Genomic DNA, 25,868 nt, shown 5'->3' with positions numbered 1-25,868 from the left:
ACTTCGCCACCGTCACCGGTCCGGCAGCGCCAGCCTCACCTCGTCCCCGCCATGGCCGTGGACCGAATCGCGGGCGCGGACGACGACATGCCTCACACCGTCGGACACCGCAACGCCGCCAAGGCTGCGGGCAAAAGGCTGCTCGTCCACATGCGGATGCGCAAGGACGCGGGTGGCGAGAACGGTTCCATCCTCGTCCAACACCTCCCACTGGTCGGCATGATGGTCCCAACCTTCGTCCGCATGGGCAACCGTGACATCGAAGCGATAGGTGCCGCCCGCCTCCGGCCGCACATCCACGGCCTCGACATCGGCCTCGCCGGCCAGGGCCGGCAAGGCGGCAAGCGCAACAAGCGCGGCAGGCAGGACCGTCCGCACCGGAGACCGGCCGCAAGCACACCGCCGGGCGCCTCCGCGCCACCTTTTCATGAGTACCGGGGCCATGAATACTGGGGCCATGAATACTGGGGCCATGAGTACCCGGGCCATGTGTACCGGGGCAATGTGTACCGGGGCCATGAGTACCTGGGCCATGAGTACCTGGGCCATGAGTACCTGGGCCATGAGTACCTGGGCCATGAGTACCTGGGCCATGAGTACCTGGGCCTTGATCCTCTCAGCGCTTCGCATCCAGCGAAAGTCCCATAAACCAGTCCAGCCGCTCGGACGGCAAAACGCCATCGCGGCGCTGGCCTAGCGGTCTGCCCCGAACAGATGGTGCCATCTGTTCGGAATAGTCAGCCCACAAGCTATTAATCTGGTGGAGCGATTTGTCCTGACAGATGGGGATCATCTGTCAGGATCGCACCACTAGAGCGCCGTGCGTCCATTTGGACGCACAAAGGATGCTCTATCTCTTTGTTTTTCCGCATTTATGCGGACGTCAGGTGATTCCACCTGACTGCAAAATGCTATAGACCAATTCATCGTTTCACGGAATCGATGAACTTCTCTAACCCATTGTTTTATCGCAATTCCGGACGGAAAACCGGTTTCCACTTTTCCTGGAATTGCTTTAGAACGGAATCTCGTCATCCAGGTCGCGCGAATAACCGCCGCCACCGCCGGCGTTCTCGGCCGGGCCCGACTGGCCGAAGTCGGAGCCGCGCGCGCCGCCGCTATAGCCCACCTGCCCTTCGCCGCCCTGGCCGCGCGAATCCAGCATCTGCAGTTCGCCGCGGAATTTTTGCAGCACGACCTCGGTCGTATAGCGGTCCTGACCGGACTGGTCGGTCCATTTGCGCGTCTGAAGCTGGCCCTCGATATAGACCTTCATGCCCTTCTTCAGATACTGCTCGGCCACCTTGGCAAGGTTGTCGTTGAAGATCACGACATTGTGCCACTCGGTGCGCTCGCGCCGCTCGCCCGTGCCGCGGTCGCGCCACGTCTCCGAGGTGGCGATCCGCAGATTGACCACCGGGTCGCCGGAATTGAGCCGCCGGATTTCCGGATCGGCTCCCAGGTTGCCCACCAAAATGACCTTGTTCACGCTGCCCGCCATGGCATCACTCCACTCGTCCGAAATTACGCGTCCCTAAAGGCCGGCTGCCCGCTGCACTGCAGGTAAAGCCGGCAACTCCCGTCAGAGCCATCGCGACCTTATCCGATCCGCGGCACACATGCTCGCTCCAACGGGCGAGGCGTCCGTCCGTCCACAACACAATTTTGTTCTCTTTTTGTTCATAGCGCGATTTTCACGCCGCCGCAAGGTGCTTTGGCGCTTGCCCGGCGATCGGCCGCCGCAAAAGGGATATGCGGACAGGGAACGGCCCCGCCGCCGCTTTATCTCGGGCGCGCAGGGGCCACTTTCATTCTTTCGTGCCGGGAGTATTTTACCGGCGTTGGTCAGGACGCGCGACATCACTCGCGTTCGTCCAGCATACAAGCTATCGATGTGATGTGAGCAGCCGCCTGGAGATCTGACGCCTCTGCCGTCGCGGCACAGGCTACGGCTTCCGATCAACACCGTTCCGGAAGCGCCTTGCCTCCGGAGCCGCGCGTGGCAAGCCTCTCAGCCCAGGGTCGGCTGTGGCTCCACGCTTAAGGTGGAGCCCGTCGGACAGTCGGGTGGAGTCATGCCTCCCTCCTGGTTCGTTGCTCCTGATCTCACCGTCCATACACCAGCGCCAGGTGGTCCCGGCGCCCGTCTTGGCCAGCGGACGAAAGCGACTTTGCGCCCCCATCGGCCACCCGTCAAGGCCTGCCGCCCCCACGGCGCGAATTGTGATCGGCCGAAAGCGGCTCCGCAGTCGACAGGAAGATGTCAGGATACCGTTCGTTCTTTGTTCTTTTTACTTGCCCTTGAAGGGAAAAGCTGGAAAAGATGCCGGGGTTTATCCATGATTAGCCTGGCGGCAGGGATGCGGCCTGCGCCTTTTGCGGCGAGCTTCGCATCCCTAAATGAAGCCCGGCCGGCGCCTGTCGGCCGTTCCTTATAGTTTAGACAAGGCAGCGACGGGGCATGCCCGACCACAAGCTGATTTCCATTCGCGGCGCGCGCGAGCACAATCTGAAGAACGTCGATCTGGATCTCCCCCGCGAGAAACTGATCGTCATGACCGGCCTGTCGGGCTCCGGCAAGTCGTCGCTCGCCTTCGACACCATCTATGCCGAGGGCCAGCGGCGCTATGTGGAGAGCCTGTCGGCCTATGCCCGGCAGTTCCTGGAGATGATGCAGAAGCCGGACGTCGACCAGATCGACGGCCTGTCGCCGGCCATCTCCATCGAGCAGAAGACCACCTCGAAGAACCCGCGCTCGACGGTCGGCACCGTCACCGAGATCTACGACTATATGCGCCTGCTCTTCGCCCGTGTCGGCGTGCCCTATTCGCCGGCGACGGGCCTTCCCATCGAAAGCCAGACGGTGAGCCAGATGGTCGACCGGGTGCTGGCGCTCGAGGAGGGGACCCGGCTCTACATCCTCGCCCCCATCGTGCGCGGCAGGAAAGGCGAATACCGCAAGGAGCTGGCCGAGCTGCAGAAGAAAGGCTTCCAGCGCGTCAAGGTCGACGGCGCGTTCTACGAGATCGCCGACGTGCCGGCGCTGGACAAGAAATACAAGCACGACATCGACGTGGTGGTGGACCGCGTCGTGGTGCGCCCGGACCTTGCCACAAGGCTCGCGGATTCGCTGGAGACCTGCCTCAGGCTGTCGGAAGGGCTGGCGGTGGCCGAATACGCCGACCGCCCCCTGCCCGACGCGCAGACCGCCGAGGGCGGAGGCGCCAACAAGTCGAAGAACGAGACGCACGAGCGCCTCATCTTCTCGGAAAAGTTCGCCTGCCCCGTCTCCGGCTTCACCATTTCGGAGATCGAGCCGCGGCTGTTCTCGTTCAACAACCCCGCCGGCGCCTGCCCCTCCTGCGACGGGCTCGGCAGCCAGCGCGCCATCGATCCCGATCTCGTGGTGCCGGACGAGAACGCGATCCTGCGCGAGGGCGCCATCGCGCCGTGGGCCAAATCGACATCGCCCTACTACCTGCAGACGCTGGAGGCGCTGGGCAGGGAATACGGCTTCAAGGTCGGCAACCGCTGGAAGGAACTGTCGGACGAGGCGAAAGAGGCCGTTCTCAACGGCACGGGCGAAAGGAAGATCGTCATCGACTACGACGACGGCCTGCGCAACTATCGCACCACCAAGCCGTTCGAGGGCGTGGTCACCAACCTGCAGCGGCGCTGGAAGGAGACCGAATCGGCCTGGATGCGCGAGGAGATCGAGCGCTTCATGTCGGCCTACCCCTGCCCCGCCTGCGGCGGCCACCGGCTGAAGCCCGAGGCGCTGGCCGTCAAGATCGCCGGCCTGCATATCGGCGAGGTCACGGAGATGTCGATCCGCAAGGCGGGCGACTGGTTCAACACCCTGCCGGAAAAGCTCAACGTCAAGCAGAACGAGATCGCCGCGCGCATCCTGAAGGAGATCCGCGATCGCCTCAACTTCCTCAACGACGTCGGCCTCGACTATCTGACGCTGTCGCGCAATTCGGGCTCGCTGTCGGGCGGCGAGAGCCAGCGCATCCGCCTCGCCTCGCAGATCGGCTCAGGCCTCACCGGCGTGCTCTACGTGCTCGACGAGCCCTCCATCGGCCTGCACCAGCGCGACAACGACCGGTTGCTCGCCACGCTCCGCCACCTGCGCGACCTCGGCAACACGGTCATCGTCGTCGAGCATGACGAGGATGCGATCCTCACCGCCGATTACGTGGTCGACATCGGGCCCGCGGCCGGCATCCACGGCGGCCGCATCATCGCCGAAGGACGCCCAAGCGACATCATGGCCAGCCCCGCCTCGATCACGGGAAAATATCTCACCGGCGATCTCGCCATCCCCATGCCGGAAAACCGCCGCAATATCCCGAAGAAGCGGCGCATCCGCGTCGTCGGCGCCCGCGCCAACAATTTGAAGAACGTCACGGCCGACATCCCGCTCGGCACCTTCGCCTGCGTCACGGGCGTGTCGGGCGGCGGCAAGTCCACGCTGCTGATCGAGACGCTCTACAAGGCCGCCTCGCGCCGCATCATGGGCTCGCGCGAGCACCCGGCCGAGCACGACCGGGTCGAGGGGCTGGAGTTCCTCGACAAGGTCATCGACATCGACCAGTCGCCCATCGGCCGCACGCCGCGCTCGAACCCGGCCACCTACACCGGCGCCTTCACGCCCATCCGCGACTGGTTCGCGGGCCTTCCCGAATCCAAGGCGCGCGGCTACCAGCCCGGCCGCTTCTCCTTCAACGTCAAGGGCGGGCGCTGCGAAGCGTGCCAGGGCGACGGCGTCATCAAGATCGAGATGCACTTCCTGCCGGACGTGTACGTGACCTGCGACGTCTGCCACGGCAAGCGCTACAACCGCGAGACGCTGGAAGTCACCTTCAAGGGCAAGTCCATCTCCGACGTCCTGGAGATGACGGTCGACGAGGGCGTCGAGTTCTTCTCCGCCGTCCCGGCCGTGCGCGACAAGCTGACCACGCTCGCCCGCGTCGGCCTCGGCTACATCCACATCGGCCAACAGGCCACCACACTCTCGGGCGGCGAAGCCCAGCGCATCAAGCTTTCCAAGGAACTCTCCAAACGCGCCACCGGCCGCACACTCTACATCCTCGACGAACCGACCACGGGCCTCCACTTCCACGACGTGGCCAAGCTGCTCGAAGTCCTCCACGAGCTCGTCGACCAGGGCAACACGGTGGTCGTCATCGAGCACAATCTGGAGGTCATCAAGACCGCCGACTGGATTCTCGACTTGGGGCCCGAAGGTGGCGACGGCGGCGGCGAGCTGGTGGTGGCGGGCTCCGTCGATGACGTCATGGCCGAGCCGCGCAGCTACACCGGTCAGTTCCTGCGCGAGCTCTTGGAGCGCCGGCCGGGCAGGAAGCGCGAGGCGGCGGAGTAGCGGGAAGCCGCCGCGCCCGCCAAGGCGCGAACCTCCCCGCTTCGTCATCCTCGGGCTTGACCCGAGGATCCATGCCTGAATGCATCGGCCGAATGAGGCGGCACCTCTGGATCGCCTCGCCCCTCTTCATCCCCGGCGTGAACATCCGCCTGAACGCCCCCGTCCCTTCGCGCGCGCCCCTCTAGAATTGGAGCGCGCGAGCAAAATTGAAAACGTCAACGACAAACTGATCTCAGAGCGAAAATTTTCATTTTCTGGCGACTTTACGACCAGATCGTTCGCGACTGAATAGCGCCATCTTGATCGTGCTCTCTTTTAACTTCAGTCATTCGTGTGGTGATGACATATAGCCGGGATTCGTGTTTTATACGCCACGGGGGAAAGCCATGGCGGGTGAAGAACACGAATTCGGTGGTCAGCACACCGAGATAAAACTGGAGTTGGTTGAGAAATATTTGCGCGCCTACATGTCTGCGCTGCGCAAGAAATTCAATCGTCTCTGGTACATTGATGCTTTCGCAGGAACGGGAAGTAGAACCGTCCGCGTTGAGGCCCGAGACGGCGACCTATTCGACGCCCCGGCACCTGCCCGGACCGAGACACGCCGCGGCTCGGCGAGGATTGCTCTTGACGTAACGCCAGCATTCGACCGACTGATCTTTATGGATGCCAGTGCTGAACATTGCACGGCTCTCCAAGAGCTGAAGGCGGCATATCCTAGCCGAGACATCACCATCCTGCAGGGCGACGCAAATCGTCTGATCCAGGATCAGATCAAGTGGGCCGGCTGGAAAAGCACCCGCGCCGTGATGTTCCTGGATCCCTACGGCATGGAGGTTGAATGGGATACGTTGAAGGCGGTCGCCGAAACTCGCGCGATCGATGTCTGGTATCTGTTTTCACTATCCGGCCTATATCGACAGGCGGCGCGCAACATTAACTCTGTCGACGATGCCAAGCGGCGGGCGCTCACGCGAATGCTTGGCACGGATGAGTGGGAGCGCGAGCTCTATAGTCCCATTAGATCAGCGCAATCGCTGCTGGAGGGGCTTGAACCGATCGAAGTGAGACAGCGAAATGCGGATGTCGCCGGGCTGGAAGCCTATGTGAAACGACGCATCGAGACGATCTTCCCACTGGTGCTCGAACCGTTCCCATTGCCACCTAACTCACGTCCACAACGATTTTCGCTGTTTTTCGCGGTCTCGAATCGTTCAACGGCTGCCACAACACTTGCGCGGCGTTTCGGCAATCACATTCTGGCCTCGGGGAGATCATCCCACGTCCGCTCCCGATAGGAGCGTCCGGTCGCTTTCTTGTTGCGGCCGCCCCACTGCTTGAAGAAAAATGCGACGCTTTGTCGTCGGCATATGTCGAATATTTCGTCCACCCACAAAGGATCCATGTAGCGGGCTTTCGGCCCCGACTCGCCACCGACGATAGCCCAGTGGATGCTAGCGAGGTCCGCCGCCGCGACAGAACCAATCAGCGGTTCGAACGAAACGAACCGAACGGCCGCAGGCACCTGGCGCAACTCGTCGAGGCGGAATAAGACACGATCATCCTCCACACTCGTTCCCAGCCAAACGTTCGGCAGCTTGCGCAGCGACGGCACGATCTCCATCATGCGGTCGGGCCGCTTAGTGAGGATTTGGTAAGTGTGCCGAGGTGTATCACCCATGACCTGCCAGACCTCGGCGATGAAGTCCGCCGGGACGTCAGCATGGAACAGGTCTGACATCGAATTCACGAACACCCGCCGAGGTTTCGACCAGGTTGCAGGAATAGCAAGCGACTTGCGGTCAAGAAACAGCTTGCCGGTCCACTTTGCGCGGCCGCCGGATTTCCGTGTAAGCCCCGCATACTTGTCGACCCCCATAGCTTCGAGCCGCGCCGCCATGCGCATTGCGTAGCAGTTCGTGCAACCTGCAGTCAGGATCGTGCAGCCCGCCACAGGGTTCCATGTCGCGTCCGTCCATTCGATCGAAGTCTCAGCCATAAGACGATCCACCTATTCCACCAATGTGGGCAGATTATGCGACGAATCTGGACCGGGCGTTAACTACCCCCACACCACCTCCGCCCCCAACTCCCTCACCCCCCTGTCCTTCGAAACCAGCGTCAGCCTCTCCACCACTGCCTGAGCCGCGAGCATCCGGTCGAACGGATCGCGGTGCTCGGGGCCATACGCCCCCGCCCGTATCGCATGCCTGGCGGCTAGCGGGAGAAGGTCGAAGCCCTCGGCCGCGACCACCTCTTCGAATGCGCCCACCAGAGGCTCCACCTCCGGCCAGCGGCCCCGGTGGTGCTTCAGCGACATCTCGTAGGCGGACACGGCGCTCGCGAAAACCCGCACGTTTGGATTGCCAAGGATTTCCCGAACCTTGGCCGGCAGGAGTTCGGGAAAATAGGCCCACCAGTACAGGGCGTGGGTATCGAGCAGATAGCTCACCGGTCGCCATCGGCCGAATACTTGCCTTCCCAGGCGTCCAGCTCGTCCGGCGGCAGAGGCTCGTCGAACAGGTCGGGAGGCAGGCTGCCGCGCAGATGGGCGAAGCGCCCCGGCACGCGCTTCTTCCGCTCGGATGCCGGGGCGACTGTCGCAATTGCCTTGCCGTTCCGCATGATCGTGAACTCCCTGCCCGCTTCCACTGCCTCGCGCAGTCCTCTTATGTCGAATCCGGCTTGCGCTTCCTCGGAAAAACCCCTCTGCTCGCCCATGTCCCTGGCGTCAGCCGCCGCAACCGGCACCAGTTTCACGGTCGGCTTGTTGCGGCGCGCAATGACGATCTCTTCCCCGGCCTCGGCGCGCGCAACGAGATCTGAAAGCTGCGTTTTGGCGTCGTGCATGTTGATGATGGCCATGTCTCATGTATAGCTAAGTTTCTAGCTAGATACAAGTGAACTTCCTGACACTGTCAGCATCTGTCAGGAATATTTTCCTATACCCATTCACGCCCCTCCCGACCCGTGCGATAATCCCCGCCACTTGGACGAAAGGAGGCAGCCATGGACGGAAGTGCGGCAATCGAGCGGGATCGCGTGGCGCTGAAGCGCATCGTGGCTTCCCTCGTGGCCATGGCCGGGCCGGCCGTGGGCCCTCATCCTGAGGTGCGAGCCGATGGCGAGCCTCGAAGGGCCGAGGCGCGGGCCGAGGGCGAGCCTCGAAAGACCCTGCCTCGCCATCTCTGGCGCGCCATCCTCAGCCTGCTGCGCCCGACTGAGGCCGCCGCGCGGCGGCTGATCATCGCCGCCGCGCGCGGTCTGGTCGTCTGTCTGCCGCCCCCGCGCAAGCCGAAACCCGTGAGCCCGGCGCCGCTCCTGCGCAGCCTCGGCATCGCCGTGATGGCCTCGCCCGCCGACCTGTCCGCCGAAGCCCGAAGGGCGAAGGCGGAAGCGAGGCGCGCCGCCGCGCCCGCCCGTCCGCGAAGCTTGAGCCTGCCGCTCTTCGACCCGCTGCCGCATACCCCGAGCCCTGAGCTTGCCGAAGGGGGCCGCGGCCGCCATGGGCCCGCGCACGCTGTCCCGCGCATCCTGTTTCCCGGCGTCACCGAGCCGTCTCCCCTCCCGCAGCCGCCATCCCGCGACGATCCCGTAAGCGCCGCGCGTCTTGGCCAGCGCCTCGCGGCACTGGTCGCCGCCCTTGACGATCTGCCGGGACAAGCCATGCGCTTTGCCCGCTGGAAGGCGCGCCGCGATCTGGGGCTTGGGCGCCGTATCTCACCGCTGCGCGGCGGACGACCGCCCGGCGGCCGGCTGTCCCGCTTCGACCCGTCCGCCTGGCGCGACGCCGCAGGCGCGCGAGGACAAAAAGCACCCCGCAACATCCGCGAGGTCGACGAAATCCTGGCGCACGCCCATTCGCTGGCCCTGTACGCGCTGGAGAGCCCCGACACGTCATGACGCGCGGCGCACGCCGGCTTTCGGCGGAGCATTTCAACGAGCTTGGAGATGGGGTAATCGGCCTTGCCGGTTGCCCATGGAGGCATTGGGTATGCAAGGGGGTAAGGGTGCCGGCTTGTCCGGTAGCAGCACCCTTAGCCAGAAGGGCTGCACAGTTCCTCCAGCCGCGCATCCCGGAAGCTGGAGCGAAGCGGAAATGCCTAGAACAGCGACCCCTGCTTTCCAGGCTCCTTCGCCGCCGGGGAAGCCTTGCTTCGGCGCGGGTCGCCCGCCGGCTTTCCGGTGGCGACGGCACCGGCGCTGCCGTCGGAGAATTGCAGGTGCAACTCCTGGCCCGCCCGCAGGTCGCGTGCCCGTTTGAGCGGTTTGTCCTCTGCATCGCGCACCAGCGCGAAGCCGCGCTCCAGAACCTTCTTGTAGGACAGAGATTCGGCAAGCCTTGCAGCCTGGTCGTAGGCGGCCTTCGCGCGCTCGAGCCGGAGGTGGACGGCGCGGTCCCGCCGGCCGGTCGTTGCCGTGAGGTTCTCTTTCAGGCGGCCGATGCGCTCCAGGCTGGCGCGCGGGCTGACGCGTGCCGCATCGCGGTCGAAACGGGCGCGGCGGTTGCGCACCAGCCCGAGATAGACGATGGGCAAGCGCTCGCCGCATTGGGCCGCGCGACGCCGCGCCTCGACGAGGCGCCGGTCGAGCGCTGTGATCGTGAGCCGCAGCCCGTCGAAGCGCAGCCGTTTGCGCTGGGTGGCGCCACCCAAACCCCGCACCAGCCGCCCCGCCGCCTCGTCGAAGCGCCGACGCGGCAGGGCGAAGAGCTGGTCCGGCGACGGCAGCGCCCGCGAGAGCGCGCGCAAGCCTTGCTGTCGCCGTTCCAGATCGCGCGAGACCGCCGCCTTGAGCCGCGCCGAGAGGCGGGAGAGGCCGGCTTCGAGCTCCGCCTTCACCGGCACCGCCATTTCCGCCGCTCCGGTGGGCGTCGGCGCGCGCCGGTCGGCGGCGAGGTCGATCAGGGTCCAGTCCGTTTCGTGGCCGACGGCGGAGATGATCGGTATCTCCGAGCCTGCCACGGCCCGCACGACCGCCTCGTCGTTGAAGCCCCACAGGTCTTCGAGACTGCCGCCGCCGCGCGCGACGATGATGACGTCCGGCCGGGGAATGCCGTCGCCGGGGCCGAGCGCGTTGAAGCCGGTGACGGCGGCCGACACCTCGCCGCCCGTCGTTTCACCCTGCACCCGGACCGGCCAGACGACCACATGCACGGGAAAACGGTCGGTGATGCGGTGGATGATGTCGCGGATGACGGCCCCCGTGGGCGATGTGACGACGCCGATGACGCGCGGCATGAAGGGCAGGGGCTTTTTGCGCTCTTCCGCAAACAGCCCCTCGGCCGCCAGCTTGCGCTTGCGCTCCTCGAGAAGGGCCATCAGCGCTCCGGCGCCGGCGGGCTCGATGCTGTCGATGACGATCTGGTATTTCGACGAGCCCGGATAGGTGGTGAGGCGGCCGGTGGCCACCACCTCAAGCCCCTCCTGCGGCGGGAACTTCAGCTTCGAGAAACTGCCCCGCCAGATGACCGCCTCGATCCGCGCCCGCTCGTCCTTCAGCGCGAAATAGCAGTGGCCCGAGGCATGCGGGCCGCGATAACCCGAAATCTCGCCGCGCACGCGCACATGGCCGAAGGCGTCCTCGACCGTGCGTTTGAGCGCCTGCGAGATTTCGCTGACGGAGAACTCGGCGATGTTGCTGAGCGAATCGTCTCTGCGGGTGTCTTCCATGGGGCCGATTGAGCGCGTTGCGACGGACCCGGTCAACCCCGAGGGGGCCGAGAGCCGGTGGAGCGCCGGAATCCATTCCGCGACATTGACCTTCCGGCCCGCTTCGCCGGAGCTTCGGCGAGGCGAGAATGGATCCCGGACAGCCTCCGTCTCAAAGGCTCCGGCCTCCGGCCGAACTTCAACACATCAACCGCCCACCTGCCAACGGGAGATGGCTTCCGTCGGATGGATCAATTGGATGATGTTGAGCGTCAGATTGTCCCTGATCATGTAAGCCACGAAAAGCTCGAAGACGAGGAGCAGGGCAATGCTTGCCCAGACGGGCGAAAGGCGGGCGAAGACGAAGCCTATGATGGCGGCAAACGTGTCGGCCAGGGAATTGACGATGCTGTCGCCGAAATATCCCTCCGCCAGCGCGGACTGGCGGTAGCGGTCGATCACCATCGGTGTGTTCTCGGCGATTTCCCAGACGGCCTCCACCCCGACCGCGACGGCCAGCCGCCACCAGAAGGGCATCCGCGGCGCGATAAGCCACAGGAGGAAATAGAAGATGAGGCCGTGGAGGACATGGCTGAACGTGTACCAGTCGGTAAGGTGCTGCGAAGTTTCAGGGCCCGAGGAATCGGGATACCAGAACTTCACCAGCCCGCAGGTGCAGATCGGCACACGGCCCATGGCGGCCAGGACGCTTGCCTGAATGGCGAGGATGCCGGCGACGATCAGAACGCACAGCACGAACGAGCGCTGGCGGTACCACTTCACGGTAGGTTCGGCCATATATTGCAAGGAGGGTGTTCCTTCAGGCGAGACTTATTCGGCTAAGTTTATCGCATCTCGCCTGGAAATCCTCAATGGTATCAACCGCCTTGCAACGCTTGGTCTCCCGGCGCTTCCTCGCAGGTCAGCTCTTCTTCGCCATCGGCATCCACAATTCGAGCCCGCCGAGCCCGGTCACGGGATCGAACTTCTCGTCGTAAAGCTCGAAATAGGTGCCCATCCGCATGGCGTCGTAGCCGTGCTCGGGCAGGTAGCACCCGAAGATGGCGTCCATTGTCCGCGTGAGCTCGGAGATATGGCGGTCGTGCCTGAAGACGAGATAGGTCTGGGCGGGAAAGCGGTAGACGGTGAGTTCCGGCGGCAGGCCTTCGGTATGGGCGACGCCCACCCCGGCCATGTAGAAGAAGTCCTCCCTGCTGTCGCTCCACTCCCCGCACACCCCGTACCAGAGGCCCGGGAACTCGCCGAGGGTGCCCTCGTATTCCTGGAACTTCTGCCATAGCGCCGGAATGTTCTGGGTCTCGTCGAGGCGGAACCGGCCGCCCAGCCCGGCGATCGTGATCGCGTCCCGGTGCTCGACGCGCGGCTCTTCAAGGGTGATGTTCGTTGCGTTGTCCATCCTGATCGGCTCCAAAAGCAGTTTCATGTCCACTGCCCGCCCCTTGCGCACCTCTTCGGGCGTCAGCCCGAACTGGTCGTGAAAGGCGCGGGTGAAGGCTTCGTGGGAGCTGTACCCGGCTTCCAGCGCCACACCGAGGATGCTCGGCGCGCCGCCCGAAAGCACCTTGTAGGCCTCGGTCAGCCGGCGTCCGCGCGCGTAGGCCATCACCGGCAGGCCGGTGGCCAGCCTGAAGCTGCGGCTCAGGTGAAAGCGGCTCGTGCCGCAGGCCGCGGCGATGTCGTCGAGGCTCGGGCAGCGGCCGAATTGGCTCTCGATGAACCAGAGCGCCTTGGCGACCGTGCTCATTCCACTCCCCGTGCTCCCATTTGCCAACGGGCGCGATCATGGACGCATTTGCCGAGCCGCATTTGATCGATCTTGCTCAAACGGCCTCCGTCAAGGGCCGCCTATCTCACCAGCCCGGCAGCACCTGGCTGGGCCTCAGCCGCTTCCCCCGACGCAAGCGATGGGTAAAGGAGGCGAAGTCGAATCCTTCCGCCTCGTCCACCGCCAGCGGCACGGTGATGTTGTCGAGACTTTCGGAGATGTGGCGGGCCAGCGCCTCGGCGATCTCGGACTGGCTGGTGCGCCCGCGCAAGATGCCGATGCGGCAGTCGGGCAGGGCGGGGAAGCCTTCGTTCTCGCCGAGCACCCGCATGCCGGGCCTGAGCGCGCATTCCGGCAGCACGGAAACGGCGGCTCCCGAAAGCACCGCCGCCGTGATCACCGTCGCCGAGAAGCTGGTGAAGAGCACGCGGTAATCGCGGTTGATCTCCGACAGCGCCTCGCAGGCGGCCCGGCGCCAGGAGCAGGTCGGCCGGCCGAAGGCCATCGGCAGGATGTCGCGCTCATGGGTGGAATGGTTGGTCGAGCCGACCCACAACAGCGGCTCCCGTCGCACCACCTCCGAGGCGTCATCGTCGGTCAAAAGGGCGATGTCGAGATTGCCCTGGCGCACGTGGTGCACCAGGTTGGGCGTCGGCTCGCACAGCACCGACATCTCCACGCGCGGGTTCGAGCGCGAGAAGCGCGCCATGATCTCCGGCAGGAAGCGCTCGGCATAATCGTCCGGCATGCCGATGCGGATATGGCCTTCCAGGCTCGCATCGTCGAAGGCGGCCAGCGTCTCCCGGTTGAGCCGGAGCATCTGGCGGGCGTAGAGCAACAGCCGCTCGCCCTCCTCCGTCAGCCGGTTGGTGCGCCCGTCCTTCTCGAAGAGCGGCTTGCCGATGCGCTCTTCGAGGCGCCGCATCTGCATGGAGACGGCCGACTGGGTGCGGTGCACCTCTTCCGCCGCACGCGTGAAGCTGCCGGTATCGGCAATGGAAATGAAGGTGTTGAGCTGGTCGAGATCGAGCGGGGCTGCCATGGCTCTTCTTCCATCATGGAATTTGATGGAATAGATTAAAAACATTCGTTCGACTAATCAATATGCTTGTGGGATAAACGGATCGTTCCAGAAGACGGGCGGAAGGGCGCTTCGCCGCGGCAGAGGTTTTTTGCCGCGGGGACGCTTTGCCGTCTTCAGGATGCGCCGCCGAGGGGCGGAGATTTTCAACCCGACCGCCAAGGAGCTTTCCATGCGTGCAGAACGGACCGCTTTGCCGATCACCGCCACCGCCAGGCCGGGATTTGCTGCGCGTCTCGTACGCGCAGCCACCGAGGCCTGGCGCTTGTGGAACAACCGTCGTGCCATGAGCCAACTGAACGAGCTTTCGGACTGGGAGCTTCAGGATATCGGCCTCAGCCGCGAAGACATCATGCTGGCCTATGATGGACCGGTGTTGGACGACCCGATCCGGCGTCTGCAGCAGATCACGCAGACCCGCACCAAGGCCGAAGCCATGATGCGCCGCGGCCCCTGACAGCCTTCATCTCCCAATGCAGGCATTCACTCCCATCATGCCGGTTCCCCCCGGCTTGCCTGCACATTGCCCGGTTCCTCGTGAACCGGGCTTTTTTTATGTCTCCCCTTCGGCGAAAGGCTGAAGGGGAGCGCGCTGTAGGGTCGTGAGAAGAAAAGCCGGGCTTCAGTTGCCGTCGGTTTGAGCCTCATCGTCGGCAGGCTCCACGGCGGTATCCTCCGCCGTCGTAGCCGCGTCTTCGGCGTCGGCATTCTCCGAGGCGTCGGTAGCGTTGCCGGTGACCTTGTTGATCGAATCCTTGAGGGCATCGAGCTGGCCGCCGACCTTCTCCTTGGCGCCGTCGAACACCGCATCGAGGGCATCGGTGCCGACGCCGGTGGTCTCGCTGATCGTGTCCTTGACGGCATCGAGCCTGTCGCTGGCTTCCTGCCCTGCGGCATCGATGACCGATTCGACGGGGTCGCTTGCCGGCTCCGCGGTTTCAACGGTGTCCTCGGTGGAATCTACGTCCGCAGCAGCCCCCTCGTCGGGCTCCTCTGCATCCGTGGCGCCCTCTTCCGGTTCCGGCGCCGCCTCGGTGTCCGCGGCCTCCTCGACGGTTTCCTCGACCTGGTCCGCGGTCGTCTCGGGTGCCTTCTCTTCCTCTTTGCTGCAGGCGGTGAGGCCGAGCAGGGCAAGGGCGGATACGGCGGCAATCAGCTTGGAAGGCATGGCAAACCCCTTTGGTTCTGCAAAATTTCGGCGGCCGACCGTCGACATGGGCATTCAGCCGGCACCGGCCGCCATCTACGCATACGCGTGCACGAGAAACGCTCTACAAATTCAGGTTGCGCATGGCAAGGCGGGAGGAGCGGACGATCCACATCATCTTCGTGCCGGGGCACGGCCTATTCGGAAGGCGTCTCGTCGTCGCCGTCCTCGAGGGGGCGGCCGGGGATGACGTAGGCGCCGGAGAACCAGCGGTTGAGGTCGATGTCCTTGCAGCGCTTGGAGCAGAAGGGATAGAACGCACGCTCCGAGGGCTTGCCGCACTCGGGGCAGGGGCGCTTGGGTCTCAGCGGCGTGATCTTTTCCGGTTCGTTGTTCGGCATCGTTCAGACGCGGGTTCCCGAAAGCCAGTTGAAATGCACCTTGTAGCCGTCCGCCGTCAACAGGCTGACGGTTTCGTAGAGCGGCAGGCCGACGACGTTCGAGTAGGAACCGACGAGCTTGACGATGAAGGTGCCGGCCAAGCCCTGGATGGCATAGCCGCCGGCCTTGCCGCGCCACTCGCCGGAGGCGAGGTAGCTTTCCAGTTCCTCGCGCGAAAGCCGTTTGAAGCGTACGCGCGTCTCCACAAGCTTGTGGCGCAGCTTGCCCGAGGGCGTAAAAAGGCAGATGCCGGTATAGACGCGGTGCGAGCGGCCCGACAGAAGCCTGAGGCAGTTCGACGCTTCGTCCACCGTCTCCGCCTTGGGCAGGATGCGCCGGCCGACCGCCACCACCGTATCGGCCGCCATCACGAATGCATCTTCCGCCTCGCCGCTCTTCTTCAGCCGCTCCAGCGCCTTCTCCGCCTTGGCACGGCAAAGCCGTTTGGCCAGCGAGCGCGGATGCTCGGCCTTCAGCGGTGTCTCGTCGATCTCTGCGGGGAGGAGACGGTCGGGTTCGATGCCCGCCTGCTGCAGGAGTTCTATGCGCCGCGGCGAACCGGAGGCCAGGACGAGTTTCTTCAGCGCGCTCATCACACTCCTGCCGGCGCGGCCACGGCCGGTTACTTGAAGCGGTAGGTGATACGACCCTTGGTCAGGTCATAGGGCGTCATTTCCACCAGCACCTTGTCGCCGGTCAAAACGCGAATCCGGTTCTTGCGCATACGGCCGGCCGTATGGGCGATGATTTCGTGTTCGTTTTCCAACTTCACGCGAAACATGGCGTTGGGCAGCAGTTCGGTGACTACCCCTGGAAATTCGAGGACTTCTTCCTTCGGCATCCGATACCTTCTTCTGACATAGAAACGACCGCGTGGGAGCTTTTTGCGCCCACGCCGGCCGAAATCGCGCGGAACCTAGCCCATTCGCCCGTACTCGCGCAAGCGTGTTAACGGGCGTGGGTAGCCGCCCCGCCGCCGAAGCGCCGGGCGATCCGTTCCGCCAGGCTGTCGCGGACGTCGCGGTAGGCCGAAAGGATCTGCTCGCGCGTGCCCTCGACCGCGGAAGGGTCGAGCGTCGGCCAGTACTCCACTTCAACGGCCATGGAACGCGTCAGTTCCAGCGCGGTGTGGTGGGCCTCCGGCGCGAGCGTGACGACGAGGTCGAAATAGCTGTCTTCGAGCTCCTCCAGCGTGCGCGGGCGCCAGTCGCCCAGCGCCAGGTTCTCTTCCGCAAGGACGGCATCGACAAAGGGGTCACGCTCGCCGGGCCGGATGCCGGCCGAGGCGATGAAGGTCGATTTCGGCAGCACCCGGCGCGCCAGCAGTTCGGCCATAGGCGAGCGGATGGAGTTGCGCCCGCACAGGAACAATACCGAAGCCGGTCCGCCGCCCGCTTTCCCGCTTGTCCCGCCCGCCGGTTCGGCCCGCGGCTGCGACATCGCCGTCACCCCCGCCAATGCAGCACGCAGACAAGAGTGAAGAGCCGCCGCGCGGTGTCGAAATCGACTTCGATCTTACCGGCCAGCCGGTCCATCAGCGTCTGCGAGCCCTCGTTGTGCAGGCCGCGCCGGCCCATGTCGATGGCCTCGATCTGGCTTGGCGTGGCCGAGCGGATGGCCTGGTAATAGCTTTCGCAGACGAGGAAGTAATCCTTGACGATGCGCCGGAAGGGCGTCAGTGAGAGGATATGGGTGACGACCTCATCGCCGTTTTCGCGCGTCACGTTGAGGACGAGGCGCGCGTCGACGAGGGAGATCTTCAGCCGGTAGGGGCCGCCGGCGTCGTCGCCGACCGGGTGAAAGCGGTTTTCCTCCACGAGGTCGAAAATGGCAACGGCGCGCTCGTGCTCGATGTCCGGCGCGGCACGGCCGACCGTCTCGTCAAGCTCCACATCGATCAGGCGCGCCTTGCCGGAATTCCGCTCGCCCATACCGACGTCCTAGAGGTTGAGCCGTGTCGAGACCGAGCGGCCGTGGGCCTCCAGCCCTTCCGCCTTGGCAAGCGCCACTGCCGCCGGCCCCAGCGCCTGAAGCTGCTCGGCGTCGAGCCGCAGGATCGACATGCGCTTGACGAAATCGAGCACCGAAAGCCCCGAGGAGAAGCGCGCCGAGCGTGCCGTCGGCAGCACATGGTTCGAGCCGCCGACATAGTCGCCGATCACCTCCGGCGTGTGCCGGCCGAGGAAGACGGCCCCGGCATTGCGGATGCGCGCGAGCAGGTTTTCCGCCTCCTCGGTCGCAAGCTCCAGGTGCTCCGGCGCGATGCGGTCCACCAGCCCCGGCACTTCCTCGAAGCTGCGCACCAGCACGATGGCGCCGAAATCGCGCCAGCTCGCGGCGGCGATCTTACTGCGCGAAAGCGTTTTCAGTTGGCGCTGGACCGCCGCTTCCACCCTGCCGGCGAAGTCGGCATCGTCGGTCATCAGGATCGACTGCGCAGCCGTATCGTGCTCGGCCTGGGCGAGAAGGTCGGCGGCGATCCAGTCTGGATCGTTGTCGCCATCGGCCACCACCAGCACCTCCGACGGCCCGGCGATCATGTCGATGCCCACCTGGCCGAAGACCTGGCGCTTGGCAGCGGCCACGTAGGCGTTGCCAGGACCGACGATCTTGTCGACGACGGAAACGGTCTCCGTGCCGTAGGCGAGCGCGGCGATCGCCTGCGCGCCGCCGATGCGGAAAATCTCGCTGACGCCGGCGAGGTCCGCCGCCACCAGAACAAGCGGGTTGAGTTTGCCGTCGGGTGTCGGCACCACCATCGCCACCCGCTCCACACCGGCCACCCGCGCCGGCACCGCGTTCATGAGCACGGAGCTCGGATAGCTCGCCAGGCCGCCCGGCACGTAAAGGCCGACGGCGGGAATGGGCGTCCAGCGCCAGCCGAGCTCGACGCCGAGCGGATCCTTGTAGCGCATGTCGGCGGGAACCTGCCGGCGGTGATGCGCCTCGATGCGCTCGCGCGCCAGCCGCAGCGCTTCCAACGTCTCCTTGGCGACGTCGTCGTAGGCGGCCTCGATCTCGTCGCGCTCCACCCGCATGCCGGCCTTGGTGATGTCGAACCGGTCGAAGCGGCGCGTATAGTCGGCCACCGCAGCGTCGCCTTCGGTGCGCACGCGGGCGATGATGTCGCGCACCGTCGCGTCGACCTCCTGGGATGTCTCGCGCTTGGTCAGAAGGAAGGCCGAGAAGCGGGTCTCGAAATCGGCGTCCGCCGTGGACAGTCTGATGGTCATCGCCGCTCCCTCATCCGCCGTGGCGTGGGCGCACCGGCGTTTCCCACGCCGCGCCCAGATCGCTCAGCCGCGCCTCGATGCATTCCACATCGAGGTTGATGGCCGCGTCGCCGGAGAACACAAGCTCCACCGTGCCCGACGGCGCGACGCCCGGCACGAAGTTGATGGTCAGGAGCGACAGCACCTCATCGGGTTTCGTCTTGTCGATGCCGGCGGCGCGGACGGCGAGAACGCGGTCGAAATGCAGTACGCTGCGCCGCCGTTCATGGGGCTCGCGACGAAAAAGGCCTCGCCTCTCCTTCTCCCAGACAAAGCGGTTCATCCCGAGAGCGAAGCGCCTTTCACGTTTCTGGTATACAAGGTCGCCAACCTTCATCACTGCATCCTGGACATGCGCGGAGATGATGTTCAAATCTTCATCGTCGAGGGCGACCAGTTTCAAAAGGTCCATCGATACTCTCACGTCATCCATAGGGCGGCGTGCCGCCGATCGTACGCCTGTGTCCGCGAAACGGCGTACCGCACCCCCGCGTTCCCATTCGGCTCAAACGGAGATGCGCTCGATCTCCGCGCCGCAGCCGGAAAGTTTTTCCTCGAGCCGCTCGAAGCCGCGGTCGAGATGGTAGACGCGATTGACCTGCGTTTCGCCCTCCGCCGCAAGCCCGGCGATCACCAGGGAGACCGAGGCCCTCAAGTCCGTCGCCATGACCGGCGCGCCCTTCAACTGTCCCACCCCGTCGACGATCGCCGTCTGTCCGGAAAGCGAGATGCGTGCGCCGAGCCGTGCCAGCTCCTGCACATGCATGAAGCGGTTCTCGAAGATGGTCTCGGTGATGCGCGACTGGCCCTTCGCCCTGGTCATCAGTGCCATGAACTGGGCCTGCAGGTCGGTCGGGAAGCCGGGGAAGGGCTCCGTGGTCACGTCCACCGCCTCGACGCCGGCGCCGTTGCGTCTGACGCGGATGCCGGTGTTGGCGCGGGTGATCTCGGCGCCGGTCTGCTCGATCACGTCGAGCACCGATTCCAGGAGGTCGGCACGGGCGCCCTCCAAAAGCACGTCGCCGCCCGCCATGGCGACGGCCAGCGCATAGGTGCCCGTCTCGATGCGGTCGGGGATGATGCGGTGGCGCGCGCCGGAAAGGGAGGTGACGCCCTGAACGGTGATGGTCGCGGTGCCCGCACCGGAAATCTTCGCGCCCATGGCGTTGAGGCAATCGGCCAGGTTGACGATCTCCGGCTCGCGCGCGGCGTTTTCCAGCACCGTTTCACCCTTGGCGAGCGCGGCCGCCATCAGGAGCACATGGGTGGCGCCCACCGAGACCTTGGGGAAGCGGTAGCGCGCGCCGACGAGACCGTTTTTCGCCTTTGCCACGACGTAGCCGCTCTCGATATCGATCTCGGCGCCGAGCGCCCGCAAGCCGTCGATGAAGAGGTCGACCGGCCGCGTGCCGATGGCACAGCCGCCGGGCAGCGACACCCGCGCCTCGCCCATACGCGCCAGAAGCGGCCCGATGACCCAGAAGCTCGCCCGCATCTTGGAGACCAGCTCATAGGGGGCGGTGGTGTCGACGATGCTGCGCGCGGTGAAGTGGATGGTGCGCGAATAGCCCTTGTTCTGGTTCTCGCGGCGCCCGTTGACGGAGTAGTCGACGCCATGATTGCCGAGAATGCGGATGAGCTGCTCGACGTCGGCAAGGTGCGGCACGTTTTCGAGCGTCAGCGTATCGTCGGTGAGCAACGAGGCGATCATCAGCGGCAGTGCCGCATTCTTGGCGCCGGAAACCGGGATCGTGCCGTTGAGCGCATTGCCCCCGCGGATGCGTATGCTGTCCATGGAAATCTCTTTCCCGGGCTGTCCCCCCGGCTCCTGTGTCACGCGTTCGAGTGTTCTAAATCGGACCATCGTTTCGCAAAACCTTTGGTCCGATCCACCTTTTGTTTTGTCGCAATTCCCGACGGAAAGCCGATTTTCATTTTCCTGGAACTGCTCTAGAGCATGCCCGCCGCGGGTTCAAGGAAATGCATCGCCGGCAAAGCGGCGCATTCGGACGTGGTGCTCACGACCGCTTTTCCTTGTCCTCGACGGACCCCGCTGCGGGAATGCCTTCCGCCCGCTCGTCGGGCTTGCCGGCGCGGCGCGAGCGCGCCTGCGCCTTGCGCCGCGCGAGATTGGCCCGAAGCTCCGCCGCCAGCCGCTTCTCCCGCTCGCTGCCGCCCTCGCTGTCCTTCCGTTTCCCGGTCATATCCGCTTCTCCTGCAACCGCCCGAGGTCCTTGCGGCGTGGCGCTCCGCCCGTCCGTTCCCATATCGTCGAGGTAGCGCTTGCGCTCGGCCAATCGATATGGCAGAACGCCGCCCGAATCCCCGGCGCTGCGGTAGCTCAGTGGTAGAGCACTCCCTTGGTAAGGGAGAGGTCGAGAGTTCAATCCTCTCTCGCAGCACCAGCCCGCCATCGATCCCCGCAGTTTGCGCGCCCTGGACGTGTCTCTTCCAGGTTGACGCGTAAATCTTTCCGAAGAATGAGTCCATTTTTCGGGAAGTGGCGCCGTTTGTCCGGGGACGCAATTCCAAGCGCCGATTTCCGTCCGCTCCTCTTATTTGCCCATAAGACTCGCTCCGGCTCACCTCGCCCCACAAGCGAAGCAGCCAGGACATGCATTTCATGGGTACTGAGCCGGACACGAAAAGCACAAGCCTGCATCTCCCGGTCGCGCGGATGGCGCCGCGCGGCCGGTGGGCGGCTGCCGGGCTTGTGAGAAGTTGAAGGTCGACGCGTGTGGTGTTCGACCCGTTTCCCGGTATCCCGATGACGGAGAATACCGCGCGGATGTCGCGTTGGCTGGCGGAGGAAGAGACGATCAGCACCCACCAGTTGCGGTGCCTTCTCTTCGTGATCGAGCGATCCTGCCGTCAGCTGCAAGCCCATGGGGCGCCGATCCCCATTCGGTTCATCTATGGGCGTCGGCTGGTGCTGGATGCGCTGACGATACGTAAGGCGTTGTCGAGAGAAAGGCGACGATAGGTTCAGGAGTAGAGCCGCCGAAAAGCTGCAGTGCTGGCGCCGCGTACCATCGCGCCGGCATGAGCGATGAAACGGAAAACAGATGCTCCACTACATCCTGGCAAGCATGAACGGCCCAAACTTAAAGAAAGCAAGACGACACCGCGGAAAAGCCAACAAACGCCCGCGCTCCGCCACCGAGGAAAGCGTCGAGGCGGGAGACTACCGTCTCGACGCCCTGAACAGGCTTCTGGCGAGCCAGCATTTCCGCGCTTCCGATCGCAACAAGCGCTTCCTGAAATTCGTCGTGGACGAGACGGTGGCCGGGCGCGCCGAGCGCATCAAGGCCTTCACCGTCGCCGTCGACGTCTTCGGCCGCGATTCGAGTTTCGATGCCTCGGTCGATCCCATCGTGCGCATTGCCGCCGGCCACCTGCGCCGCTCCCTGCACGATTACTACGCCGCCCAGGGGGCGAACGATCCGGTGCGCATCACCCTGCCGCTCGGCACATACGTACCGACATTTGTCAGTCGCGAGAGCATGCCGCGGCGGACGGTGGCGCAGTTGCGCCTGCTGGTCGCCGACCGAAAACGCCGCCTGCAGAGCGGCGCCGTGGGGGCGGTCATGGCGCTGGCGGCGGGCGGCGCGGCACTCGCCTATCTGTCCCTCGGGGTGCCCGGGCATCCCGGTTCGCAAAGCCCCGTCATCGTCGTCGACAGCGCCCGCGCCCATGCGCAAGGCAGCTCCGCCGACGCGCTCGCACAACTGTTCACCCAGTCGCTGTGGATCGCGCTCAACGAGGAGGAGAAGATTCGCATGGTCGGCGTGCGCCCGGAAGAGGAGTTCAGCGACGTGCTCGCCCAAACGCAGCAGAACTTCGGCGCCTCCGTGCCGCTCTACCAACTGCTGACTGCGGTACGCCTCGAAGGGGACGCGCTGCGCATCTATTGGCACGTTCTCGACGGCCGCTCCAACGAGACATACCTTTCCACGTCGGCGACCGAGGTGCTGACGACCGAAGGGGAGGGCGCAGCGCCAGGCGCGCTGGCACGCCGGGTGGCGGCCTCGCTCAACCGGCTGACGGCCGACAGCGAGAGCGGCGGCGGGCAATCAGCCAAGCAGGCACAACCCGGGAGCGGAGAGGAAGGGGTGGAGTAGCCACCCCCTTTCAGCCGGTCGCGACGCTTGCGCGGCGGCTCGTCACCGAGACCAGGAGAGCGGCGAGTTCTGCCCGTTGGTATCGGCGGCAGAGGCATTGCCGCGGGTGCATGAGGGGCTGAAGTGCGGATGCTCGCGCTTGCACTCGGCGAGCAGGTCGAGATCCACCGGACCGTCGCGCACCAGCGCCCAATCCACGTCCTTCTCGCTGAGCCCGCGTTCGGCGAGCTCGTCAAGGAGGCACAGGATCATGGCTTTGTCGATCAGGGGGAGGGCGGCCATGGTCTTTCCACCCGCAAGACCCATGCTACCGTCGCGAACGCCATCCCCCTCGATACAGAGTCCCAAGGCCCCGCCTGATGACACTGTGAAGTGCCGCAGGCAGGGCCTTGGGCTAAGCCGGTCCGGGGGGCGGGAGGACCGGCTATGGGCTTGCCGCCGACCGCAAGGCCGGGCCGTCCGGCCTGGCACCCGCAGATATGCGGGATCGGTTGTGGCAGCGAAGAGATGATTGCGGAAAAGCCTCGCGCGCTAACGCGCGGCCGTGCAAGGCGCCGACGCAGCGAGGCCGGGGCGCGCAGCTTTCCGTCGAGGAATGTCGCTGTCTGTCCCGGCTTGCCCATCGTCTCCGCCCCTGCGGTTGTTGCGTTGTGTGTCCGTGTTTTGCCCCTGTCTGTTGCTTATGGACAAATAGCGCCGGGCTATGCGGTGGAACTTTTTTTGCCCGCCGGGCGACGGTGTTGAAAAAAAGGTGCCGGGGCGCCTCGGCGACCCGAGATTTCGATAGCGGCAACGGGTTGTACACGGGCCGGTCGCCGTGCTAGGAAGCTTCTCTAGATATCTGGATCTTTGGATATATGGATAAGAATTCCGCCCTCGCCGCTCTCGCTGCGCTTGGCCAGGACACCCGGCTGGAGGCGTTCCGTCTTCTCCTCAGGGCGGGCCCCGCCGGCATTCCCGCCGGCGAGATAGCCGAGCGCCTCGGCGCCGTGCAGAACACCACCTCCGCGCATCTGAAGGTGCTCGCCCATGCCGGCCTCGTCAGGACCGAGCGCGACGGCCGCACCGTACGCTACCTCGCCGACATGACCGGCTTCCGCGACCTCCTCGCCTATCTGATGGAGGACTGCTGCAACGGCGCGCCGGAGCTGTGCCGACCGGTCATCGACGCCGTGACCTGTGACCGCTGCTGAGTCGAGAGGAGTGCCCCCATGAGTGACCATGTCTTCAACGTTCTCTTCCTGTGCACGGGCAACTCCGCCCGCTCCATCATTGCCGAGGCGATCCTCAACCGCTCCGGCGTCGGCCGCTTCAAGGCCTTCTCGGCTGGCTCGCAGCCCAAGGGCGAGGTGCATCCCTACGCGCTGGCGCTCCTGAAGACGGCGAACCACGACACCTCCTTCGCCCGCTCGAAGAGCTGGGACGAGTTCGCGGAGCCGGAGGCGCCGAGGATGGACTTCGTCTTCACCGTCTGCGACAACGCCGCCGCGGAAGCCTGCCCCGTCTGGCCCGGCCAGCCGATGACCGCCCATTGGGGCGTGCCGGACCCGGCCGCAGTCGAGGGCACGGAGGCGGAAAAGCACTTTGCCTTCGCCGACACCTACCGCATGCTCAACAACCGCATTTCGATCTTCACCAGCCTGCCGCTGAAATCGCTCGACAGGCTGGCGCTGCAGAAGCGGCTCGACGACATCGGCCGCAACCTCGACAAGGCGGGCTGAGCCGCCAGGGAAGCGCATATGAGTGAACATCTTCTCGGCCGCGAAGCGCAGCCGGCCGGCCGCATCGGCTTTTTCGAGAAGTACCTGTCCGTATGGGTGGCGCTGTGCATCGTCACTGGCATCGCCCTCGGCAATCTGCTGCCGGGCCTTTTCGGCTTCCTGGCGGGCCTCGAATATGCCTCCGTCAATCTCGTCGTCGCCGTGCTCATCTGGGCGATGGTCTTCCCGATGATGGTCAATGTCGATTTCGCCAGCCTGCGCCACATCGGCGACCGGCCCAAGGGACTGGTGCTGACGCTGGTGGTGAACTGGCTGGTGAAGCCCTTCACCATGGCGGCGTTGGGCGTGCTCTTCTTCCAGTACGTTTTCGCGCCGTGGATCGAGCCGGCGGACGCGCAGCAATATATCGCCGGCCTCATCCTTCTGGGGGCGGCACCGTGCACGGCGATGGTGTTCGTGTGGAGCCAGCTGACGCGCGGCGACGCCACCTACACGCTGGTGCAGGTGTCGGTGAACGACGTCGTCATGATCTTCGCCTTCGCGCCCATCGTGGCGCTTCTGCTCGGCGTTACCGACATCGCCGTGCCGTGGCAGACGCTGCTTCTGGCCACCGGGCTTTACGTCGTCATTCCGCTGATCGCCGGCGCCCTGACCCGCCGCTGGCTGACCGGCCGCGCCGGCGGCGGGGCGGACGCGGAGGCGGCGGTCTCCGAATTCACGTCTCTGCTGAAACCCGTCTCCATTGTCGGCCTGCTGGTCACCGTCGTGCTCCTCTTCGGCTTCCAGGGCAATGTGATCGTCGAGAACCCGTTCCTGATCGTCCTGATCGCCGTGCCGCTCATCATCCAGTCCTACGGCATCTTCTTCCTTGCCTATGGCGCGGCGAGGGCGTGGAAGGTGCCCTTCAACGTCGCCGCCCCTTGCGCGCTCATCGGCACGTCGAACTTCTTCGAGCTTGCAGTCGCCGTCGCCATCAGCCTGTTCGGCCTGACCTCGGGCGCGGCGCTGGCAACGGTGGTCGGCGTTCTGGTGGAGGTGCCGGTGATGCTCTCCCTCGTCGCCTTCGCCAACCGCACGAAGCACTGGTTTCCGTAAAAGGGCTGCGGACATGCCTAATCCTCGCCACGCCCGGTTTTCACCGTCTGGCCATTTCAAAGAACCCACCCTTCGGGAAGGCTCCCTCGAGGTGGTGGGAAGACGGGCGGCCTTCGTGTCGCCAGTCTAATTTTTTTCAGCGACCCTCGGGCCGCCCGTCCGGCGTT

At 65.0% G+C, this 25,868-nt stretch carries 28 protein-coding genes and 1 tRNA gene; 9 read left to right on the top strand and 20 right to left on the bottom strand.

Annotated features, from left to right (window positions below; all coding sequences use genetic code 11):
* Positions 1–12 precede the first annotated feature (12 nt).
* Together GM910_RS18295 and GM910_RS18290 are read right to left on the bottom strand one after the other, a co-directional pair.
* Positions 13–378 (bottom strand): hypothetical protein, encoded by a 366-nt coding sequence (locus GM910_RS18295; protein WP_159589832.1) that lies wholly within the window; start codon positions 376–378, stop codon positions 13–15.
* Between the two features lie 637 nt (positions 379–1,015).
* Positions 1,016–1,501, bottom strand: a complete 486-nt coding sequence (locus GM910_RS18290; RefSeq protein ID WP_159589830.1) for a single-stranded DNA-binding protein — start codon at positions 1,499–1,501, stop codon at positions 1,016–1,018.
* 960 nt (positions 1,502–2,461) lie between these two features.
* Between GM910_RS18290 and uvrA the strand changes: the two genes are divergently transcribed.
* Entirely contained in the window at positions 2,462–5,386 is a 2,925-nt protein-coding gene (uvrA, locus tag GM910_RS18285) for an excinuclease ABC subunit UvrA (protein ID WP_159589828.1), read from the top strand.
* Between the two features lie 386 nt (positions 5,387–5,772).
* Complete coding sequence (locus GM910_RS18280; RefSeq protein WP_159589826.1) at positions 5,773–6,684, top strand: three-Cys-motif partner protein TcmP; 912 nt, start codon at positions 5,773–5,775, stop codon at positions 6,682–6,684.
* Here GM910_RS18280 and GM910_RS18275 read toward each other — a convergent pair.
* The 3 genes from GM910_RS18275 to GM910_RS27375 all read right to left on the bottom strand — a co-directional run bounded on the left by GM910_RS18275 (position 6,639) and on the right by GM910_RS27375 (position 8,251).
* Positions 6,639–7,385: a DUF5131 family protein gene (locus tag GM910_RS18275; protein WP_159589824.1), complete on the bottom strand. Its 747-nt coding sequence runs from the start codon at positions 7,383–7,385 to the stop codon at positions 6,639–6,641. The two genes, GM910_RS18280 and GM910_RS18275, sit on opposite strands and share 46 nt — an antisense overlap.
* Before the next feature lie 63 nt (positions 7,386–7,448).
* The gene (locus tag GM910_RS18270; RefSeq protein WP_159589822.1) at positions 7,449–7,838 is read right to left on the bottom strand and encodes a type II toxin-antitoxin system VapC family toxin; all 390 of its coding nucleotides are present in this window, start codon (positions 7,836–7,838) and stop codon (positions 7,449–7,451) included.
* Positions 7,835–8,251, bottom strand: coding sequence for a type II toxin-antitoxin system Phd/YefM family antitoxin (locus tag GM910_RS27375; RefSeq protein ID WP_246226219.1), 417 nt, complete (start codon positions 8,249–8,251; stop codon positions 7,835–7,837). The genes GM910_RS18270 and GM910_RS27375 overlap by 4 nt, the downstream gene beginning before the upstream one ends.
* A 144-nt stretch (positions 8,252–8,395) precedes the next feature.
* On the opposite strand from GM910_RS27375, the gene GM910_RS18255 reads away from it, so the two are divergent.
* Complete coding sequence (locus GM910_RS18255; RefSeq protein ID WP_159589820.1) at positions 8,396–9,289, top strand: hypothetical protein; 894 nt, start codon at positions 8,396–8,398, stop codon at positions 9,287–9,289.
* Positions 9,290–9,489: 200 nt separating this feature from the next.
* Here GM910_RS18255 and xseA read toward each other — a convergent pair whose 3' ends face one another.
* The 4 genes from xseA to GM910_RS18235 all read right to left on the bottom strand — a co-directional run bounded on the left by xseA (position 9,490) and on the right by GM910_RS18235 (position 13,865).
* Positions 9,490–11,058 (bottom strand): exodeoxyribonuclease VII large subunit, encoded by a 1,569-nt coding sequence (gene xseA / locus GM910_RS18250; protein WP_159589818.1) that lies wholly within the window; start codon positions 11,056–11,058, stop codon positions 9,490–9,492.
* Between the two features lie 186 nt (positions 11,059–11,244).
* Positions 11,245–11,835, bottom strand: coding sequence for a DUF2585 domain-containing protein (locus GM910_RS18245; protein ID WP_159589816.1), 591 nt, complete (start codon positions 11,833–11,835; stop codon positions 11,245–11,247).
* A 124-nt stretch (positions 11,836–11,959) separates the two neighbouring features.
* Positions 11,960–12,802 (bottom strand): AraC family transcriptional regulator, encoded by an 843-nt coding sequence (locus tag GM910_RS18240; RefSeq protein ID WP_159589814.1) that lies wholly within the window; start codon positions 12,800–12,802, stop codon positions 11,960–11,962.
* 106 nt (positions 12,803–12,908) lie between these two features.
* Positions 12,909–13,865 carry a LysR substrate-binding domain-containing protein gene (locus tag GM910_RS18235; protein WP_159589812.1) on the bottom strand — a complete coding sequence of 319 codons (957 nt, stop codon included), beginning with the start codon at positions 13,863–13,865 and terminating at the stop codon, positions 12,909–12,911.
* A 211-nt stretch (positions 13,866–14,076) separates the two neighbouring features.
* Here GM910_RS18235 and GM910_RS18230 point away from each other — a divergent pair, with 211 nt between their 5' ends.
* Positions 14,077–14,361 carry a DUF1127 domain-containing protein gene (locus GM910_RS18230; protein WP_159589810.1) on the top strand — a complete coding sequence of 95 codons (285 nt, stop codon included), beginning with the start codon at positions 14,077–14,079 and terminating at the stop codon, positions 14,359–14,361.
* A 165-nt stretch (positions 14,362–14,526) separates the two neighbouring features.
* On the opposite strand, the gene GM910_RS18225 is transcribed toward GM910_RS18230, so the two are convergent.
* The 10 genes from GM910_RS18225 to GM910_RS18180 form a co-directional block, all read right to left on the bottom strand.
* Positions 14,527–15,072: a hypothetical protein gene (locus GM910_RS18225; protein WP_159589808.1), complete on the bottom strand. Its 546-nt coding sequence runs from the start codon at positions 15,070–15,072 to the stop codon at positions 14,527–14,529.
* 176 nt (positions 15,073–15,248) lie between these two features.
* Positions 15,249–15,452, bottom strand: coding sequence for a DNA gyrase inhibitor YacG (yacG, locus tag GM910_RS18220; protein ID WP_159589806.1), 204 nt, complete (start codon positions 15,450–15,452; stop codon positions 15,249–15,251).
* Between the two features lie 3 nt (positions 15,453–15,455).
* Positions 15,456–16,085 (bottom strand): Maf-like protein, encoded by a 630-nt coding sequence (locus tag GM910_RS18215; protein ID WP_159589804.1) that lies wholly within the window; start codon positions 16,083–16,085, stop codon positions 15,456–15,458.
* 29 nt (positions 16,086–16,114) lie between these two features.
* Complete coding sequence (gene infA / locus GM910_RS18210) at positions 16,115–16,333, bottom strand: translation initiation factor IF-1 (RefSeq protein WP_006200926.1); 219 nt, start codon at positions 16,331–16,333, stop codon at positions 16,115–16,117.
* A gap of 107 nt (positions 16,334–16,440) precedes the next feature.
* On the bottom strand, positions 16,441–16,932 hold the full coding sequence (locus GM910_RS18205; RefSeq protein WP_159589802.1) for an arsenate-mycothiol transferase ArsC: 492 nt from the start codon (positions 16,930–16,932) through the stop codon (positions 16,441–16,443).
* Between the two features lie 5 nt (positions 16,933–16,937).
* Entirely contained in the window at positions 16,938–17,423 is a 486-nt protein-coding gene (locus GM910_RS18200; RefSeq protein WP_159589800.1) for a UPF0262 family protein, read from the bottom strand.
* 9 nt (positions 17,424–17,432) lie between these two features.
* Positions 17,433–18,725, bottom strand: a complete 1,293-nt coding sequence (gene hisD, locus GM910_RS18195) for a histidinol dehydrogenase (RefSeq protein ID WP_159589798.1) — start codon at positions 18,723–18,725, stop codon at positions 17,433–17,435.
* 10 nt (positions 18,726–18,735) lie between these two features.
* On the bottom strand, positions 18,736–19,176 hold the full coding sequence (locus tag GM910_RS18190; protein ID WP_159589796.1) for a DUF2948 family protein: 441 nt from the start codon (positions 19,174–19,176) through the stop codon (positions 18,736–18,738).
* A gap of 93 nt (positions 19,177–19,269) precedes the next feature.
* The gene (gene murA, locus GM910_RS18185) at positions 19,270–20,559 is read right to left on the bottom strand and encodes a UDP-N-acetylglucosamine 1-carboxyvinyltransferase (protein WP_159589794.1); all 1,290 of its coding nucleotides are present in this window, start codon (positions 20,557–20,559) and stop codon (positions 19,270–19,272) included.
* Positions 20,560–20,782: 223 nt separating this feature from the next.
* A complete protein-coding gene (locus GM910_RS18180; protein WP_159589792.1) occupies positions 20,783–20,968 on the bottom strand; it encodes a hypothetical protein in 186 nt (61 codons plus the stop codon).
* A 126-nt stretch (positions 20,969–21,094) separates the two neighbouring features.
* Between GM910_RS18180 and GM910_RS18175 the strand changes: the two genes are divergently transcribed.
* Positions 21,095–21,169, top strand: a tRNA-Thr gene (locus GM910_RS18175).
* Between the two features lie 660 nt (positions 21,170–21,829).
* Positions 21,830–22,885: a hypothetical protein gene (locus GM910_RS18170; protein WP_159589790.1), complete on the top strand. Its 1,056-nt coding sequence runs from the start codon at positions 21,830–21,832 to the stop codon at positions 22,883–22,885.
* Positions 22,886–22,927: 42 nt separating this feature from the next.
* Here the strand turns inward: GM910_RS18170 and GM910_RS18165 are convergent, their stop codons facing one another.
* Positions 22,928–23,167 (bottom strand): hypothetical protein, encoded by a 240-nt coding sequence (locus tag GM910_RS18165; protein WP_159589788.1) that lies wholly within the window; start codon positions 23,165–23,167, stop codon positions 22,928–22,930.
* A 575-nt stretch (positions 23,168–23,742) separates the two neighbouring features.
* On the opposite strand from GM910_RS18165, the gene GM910_RS18160 reads away from it, so the two are divergent.
* The 3 genes from GM910_RS18160 to arsB are packed head-to-tail and all read left to right on the top strand — an operon-like array spanning position 23,743 to position 25,701.
* Positions 23,743–24,078: an ArsR/SmtB family transcription factor gene (locus GM910_RS18160; protein ID WP_159589786.1), complete on the top strand. Its 336-nt coding sequence runs from the start codon at positions 23,743–23,745 to the stop codon at positions 24,076–24,078.
* 18 nt (positions 24,079–24,096) lie between these two features.
* A complete protein-coding gene (locus tag GM910_RS18155) occupies positions 24,097–24,606 on the top strand; it encodes an arsenate reductase ArsC (RefSeq protein ID WP_159589784.1) in 510 nt (169 codons plus the stop codon).
* 18 nt (positions 24,607–24,624) lie between these two features.
* Entirely contained in the window at positions 24,625–25,701 is a 1,077-nt protein-coding gene (gene arsB / locus GM910_RS18150; RefSeq protein ID WP_159589782.1) for an ACR3 family arsenite efflux transporter, read from the top strand.
* Positions 25,702–25,868: the final 167 nt, after the last annotated feature.

Source organism: Chelativorans xinjiangensis, from assembly GCF_009812055.1.
Classification (GTDB): Bacteria; Pseudomonadota; Alphaproteobacteria; order Rhizobiales; family Rhizobiaceae; genus Chelativorans; species Chelativorans xinjiangense.
The sequence above is the reverse complement of the archived record's forward strand: the minus strand, read 5'-3'. Positions and strand labels throughout refer to the sequence as shown.

Excerpts from the sequence above, each read along its gene's own strand:
- GM910_RS18155 (WP_159589784.1), top strand. The coding sequence starts at position 24,097 with ATGAGTGACCATGTCTTCAACGTTCTCTTCCTGTGCACGGGCAACTCC.
- xseA (WP_159589818.1), bottom strand. The coding sequence starts at position 11,058 with ATGGAAGACACCCGCAGAGACGATTCGCTCAGCAACATCGCCGAGTTC.
- GM910_RS18230 (WP_159589810.1), top strand. The coding sequence starts at position 14,077 with ATGCGTGCAGAACGGACCGCTTTGCCGATCACCGCCACCGCCAGGCCG.
- GM910_RS18190 (WP_159589796.1), bottom strand. The coding sequence starts at position 19,176 with ATGGACCTTTTGAAACTGGTCGCCCTCGACGATGAAGATTTGAACATC.
- yacG (WP_159589806.1), bottom strand. The coding sequence starts at position 15,452 with ATGCCGAACAACGAACCGGAAAAGATCACGCCGCTGAGACCCAAGCGC.
- GM910_RS18240 (WP_159589814.1), bottom strand. The coding sequence starts at position 12,802 with ATGAGCACGGTCGCCAAGGCGCTCTGGTTCATCGAGAGCCAATTCGGC.
- GM910_RS18290 (WP_159589830.1), bottom strand. The coding sequence starts at position 1,501 with ATGGCGGGCAGCGTGAACAAGGTCATTTTGGTGGGCAACCTGGGAGCC.
- GM910_RS18200 (WP_159589800.1), bottom strand. The coding sequence starts at position 17,423 with ATGGGCGAGCGGAATTCCGGCAAGGCGCGCCTGATCGATGTGGAGCTT.
- GM910_RS18235 (WP_159589812.1), bottom strand. The coding sequence starts at position 13,865 with ATGGCAGCCCCGCTCGATCTCGACCAGCTCAACACCTTCATTTCCATT.
- GM910_RS18245 (WP_159589816.1), bottom strand. The coding sequence starts at position 11,835 with ATGGCCGAACCTACCGTGAAGTGGTACCGCCAGCGCTCGTTCGTGCTG.
- GM910_RS18165 (WP_159589788.1), bottom strand. The coding sequence starts at position 23,167 with ATGGCCGCCCTCCCCCTGATCGACAAAGCCATGATCCTGTGCCTCCTT.
- GM910_RS18225 (WP_159589808.1), bottom strand. The coding sequence starts at position 15,072 with ATGCCTTCCAAGCTGATTGCCGCCGTATCCGCCCTTGCCCTGCTCGGC.
- GM910_RS18215 (WP_159589804.1), bottom strand. The coding sequence starts at position 16,085 with ATGAGCGCGCTGAAGAAACTCGTCCTGGCCTCCGGTTCGCCGCGGCGC.
- GM910_RS27375 (WP_246226219.1), bottom strand. The coding sequence starts at position 8,251 with ATGGCCATCATCAACATGCACGACGCCAAAACGCAGCTTTCAGATCTC.
- arsB (WP_159589782.1), top strand. The coding sequence starts at position 24,625 with ATGAGTGAACATCTTCTCGGCCGCGAAGCGCAGCCGGCCGGCCGCATC.
- murA (WP_159589794.1), bottom strand. The coding sequence starts at position 20,559 with ATGGACAGCATACGCATCCGCGGGGGCAATGCGCTCAACGGCACGATC.
- GM910_RS18180 (WP_159589792.1), bottom strand. The coding sequence starts at position 20,968 with ATGACCGGGAAACGGAAGGACAGCGAGGGCGGCAGCGAGCGGGAGAAG.
- uvrA (WP_159589828.1), top strand. The coding sequence starts at position 2,462 with ATGCCCGACCACAAGCTGATTTCCATTCGCGGCGCGCGCGAGCACAAT.
- infA (WP_006200926.1), bottom strand. The coding sequence starts at position 16,333 with ATGCCGAAGGAAGAAGTCCTCGAATTTCCAGGGGTAGTCACCGAACTG.
- GM910_RS18255 (WP_159589820.1), top strand. The coding sequence starts at position 8,396 with ATGGACGGAAGTGCGGCAATCGAGCGGGATCGCGTGGCGCTGAAGCGC.
- GM910_RS18170 (WP_159589790.1), top strand. The coding sequence starts at position 21,830 with ATGCTCCACTACATCCTGGCAAGCATGAACGGCCCAAACTTAAAGAAA.
- GM910_RS18205 (WP_159589802.1), bottom strand. The coding sequence starts at position 16,932 with ATGTCGCAGCCGCGGGCCGAACCGGCGGGCGGGACAAGCGGGAAAGCG.
- GM910_RS18280 (WP_159589826.1), top strand. The coding sequence starts at position 5,773 with ATGGCGGGTGAAGAACACGAATTCGGTGGTCAGCACACCGAGATAAAA.
- GM910_RS18160 (WP_159589786.1), top strand. The coding sequence starts at position 23,743 with ATGGATAAGAATTCCGCCCTCGCCGCTCTCGCTGCGCTTGGCCAGGAC.
- hisD (WP_159589798.1), bottom strand. The coding sequence starts at position 18,725 with ATGACCATCAGACTGTCCACGGCGGACGCCGATTTCGAGACCCGCTTC.
- GM910_RS18275 (WP_159589824.1), bottom strand. The coding sequence starts at position 7,385 with ATGGCTGAGACTTCGATCGAATGGACGGACGCGACATGGAACCCTGTG.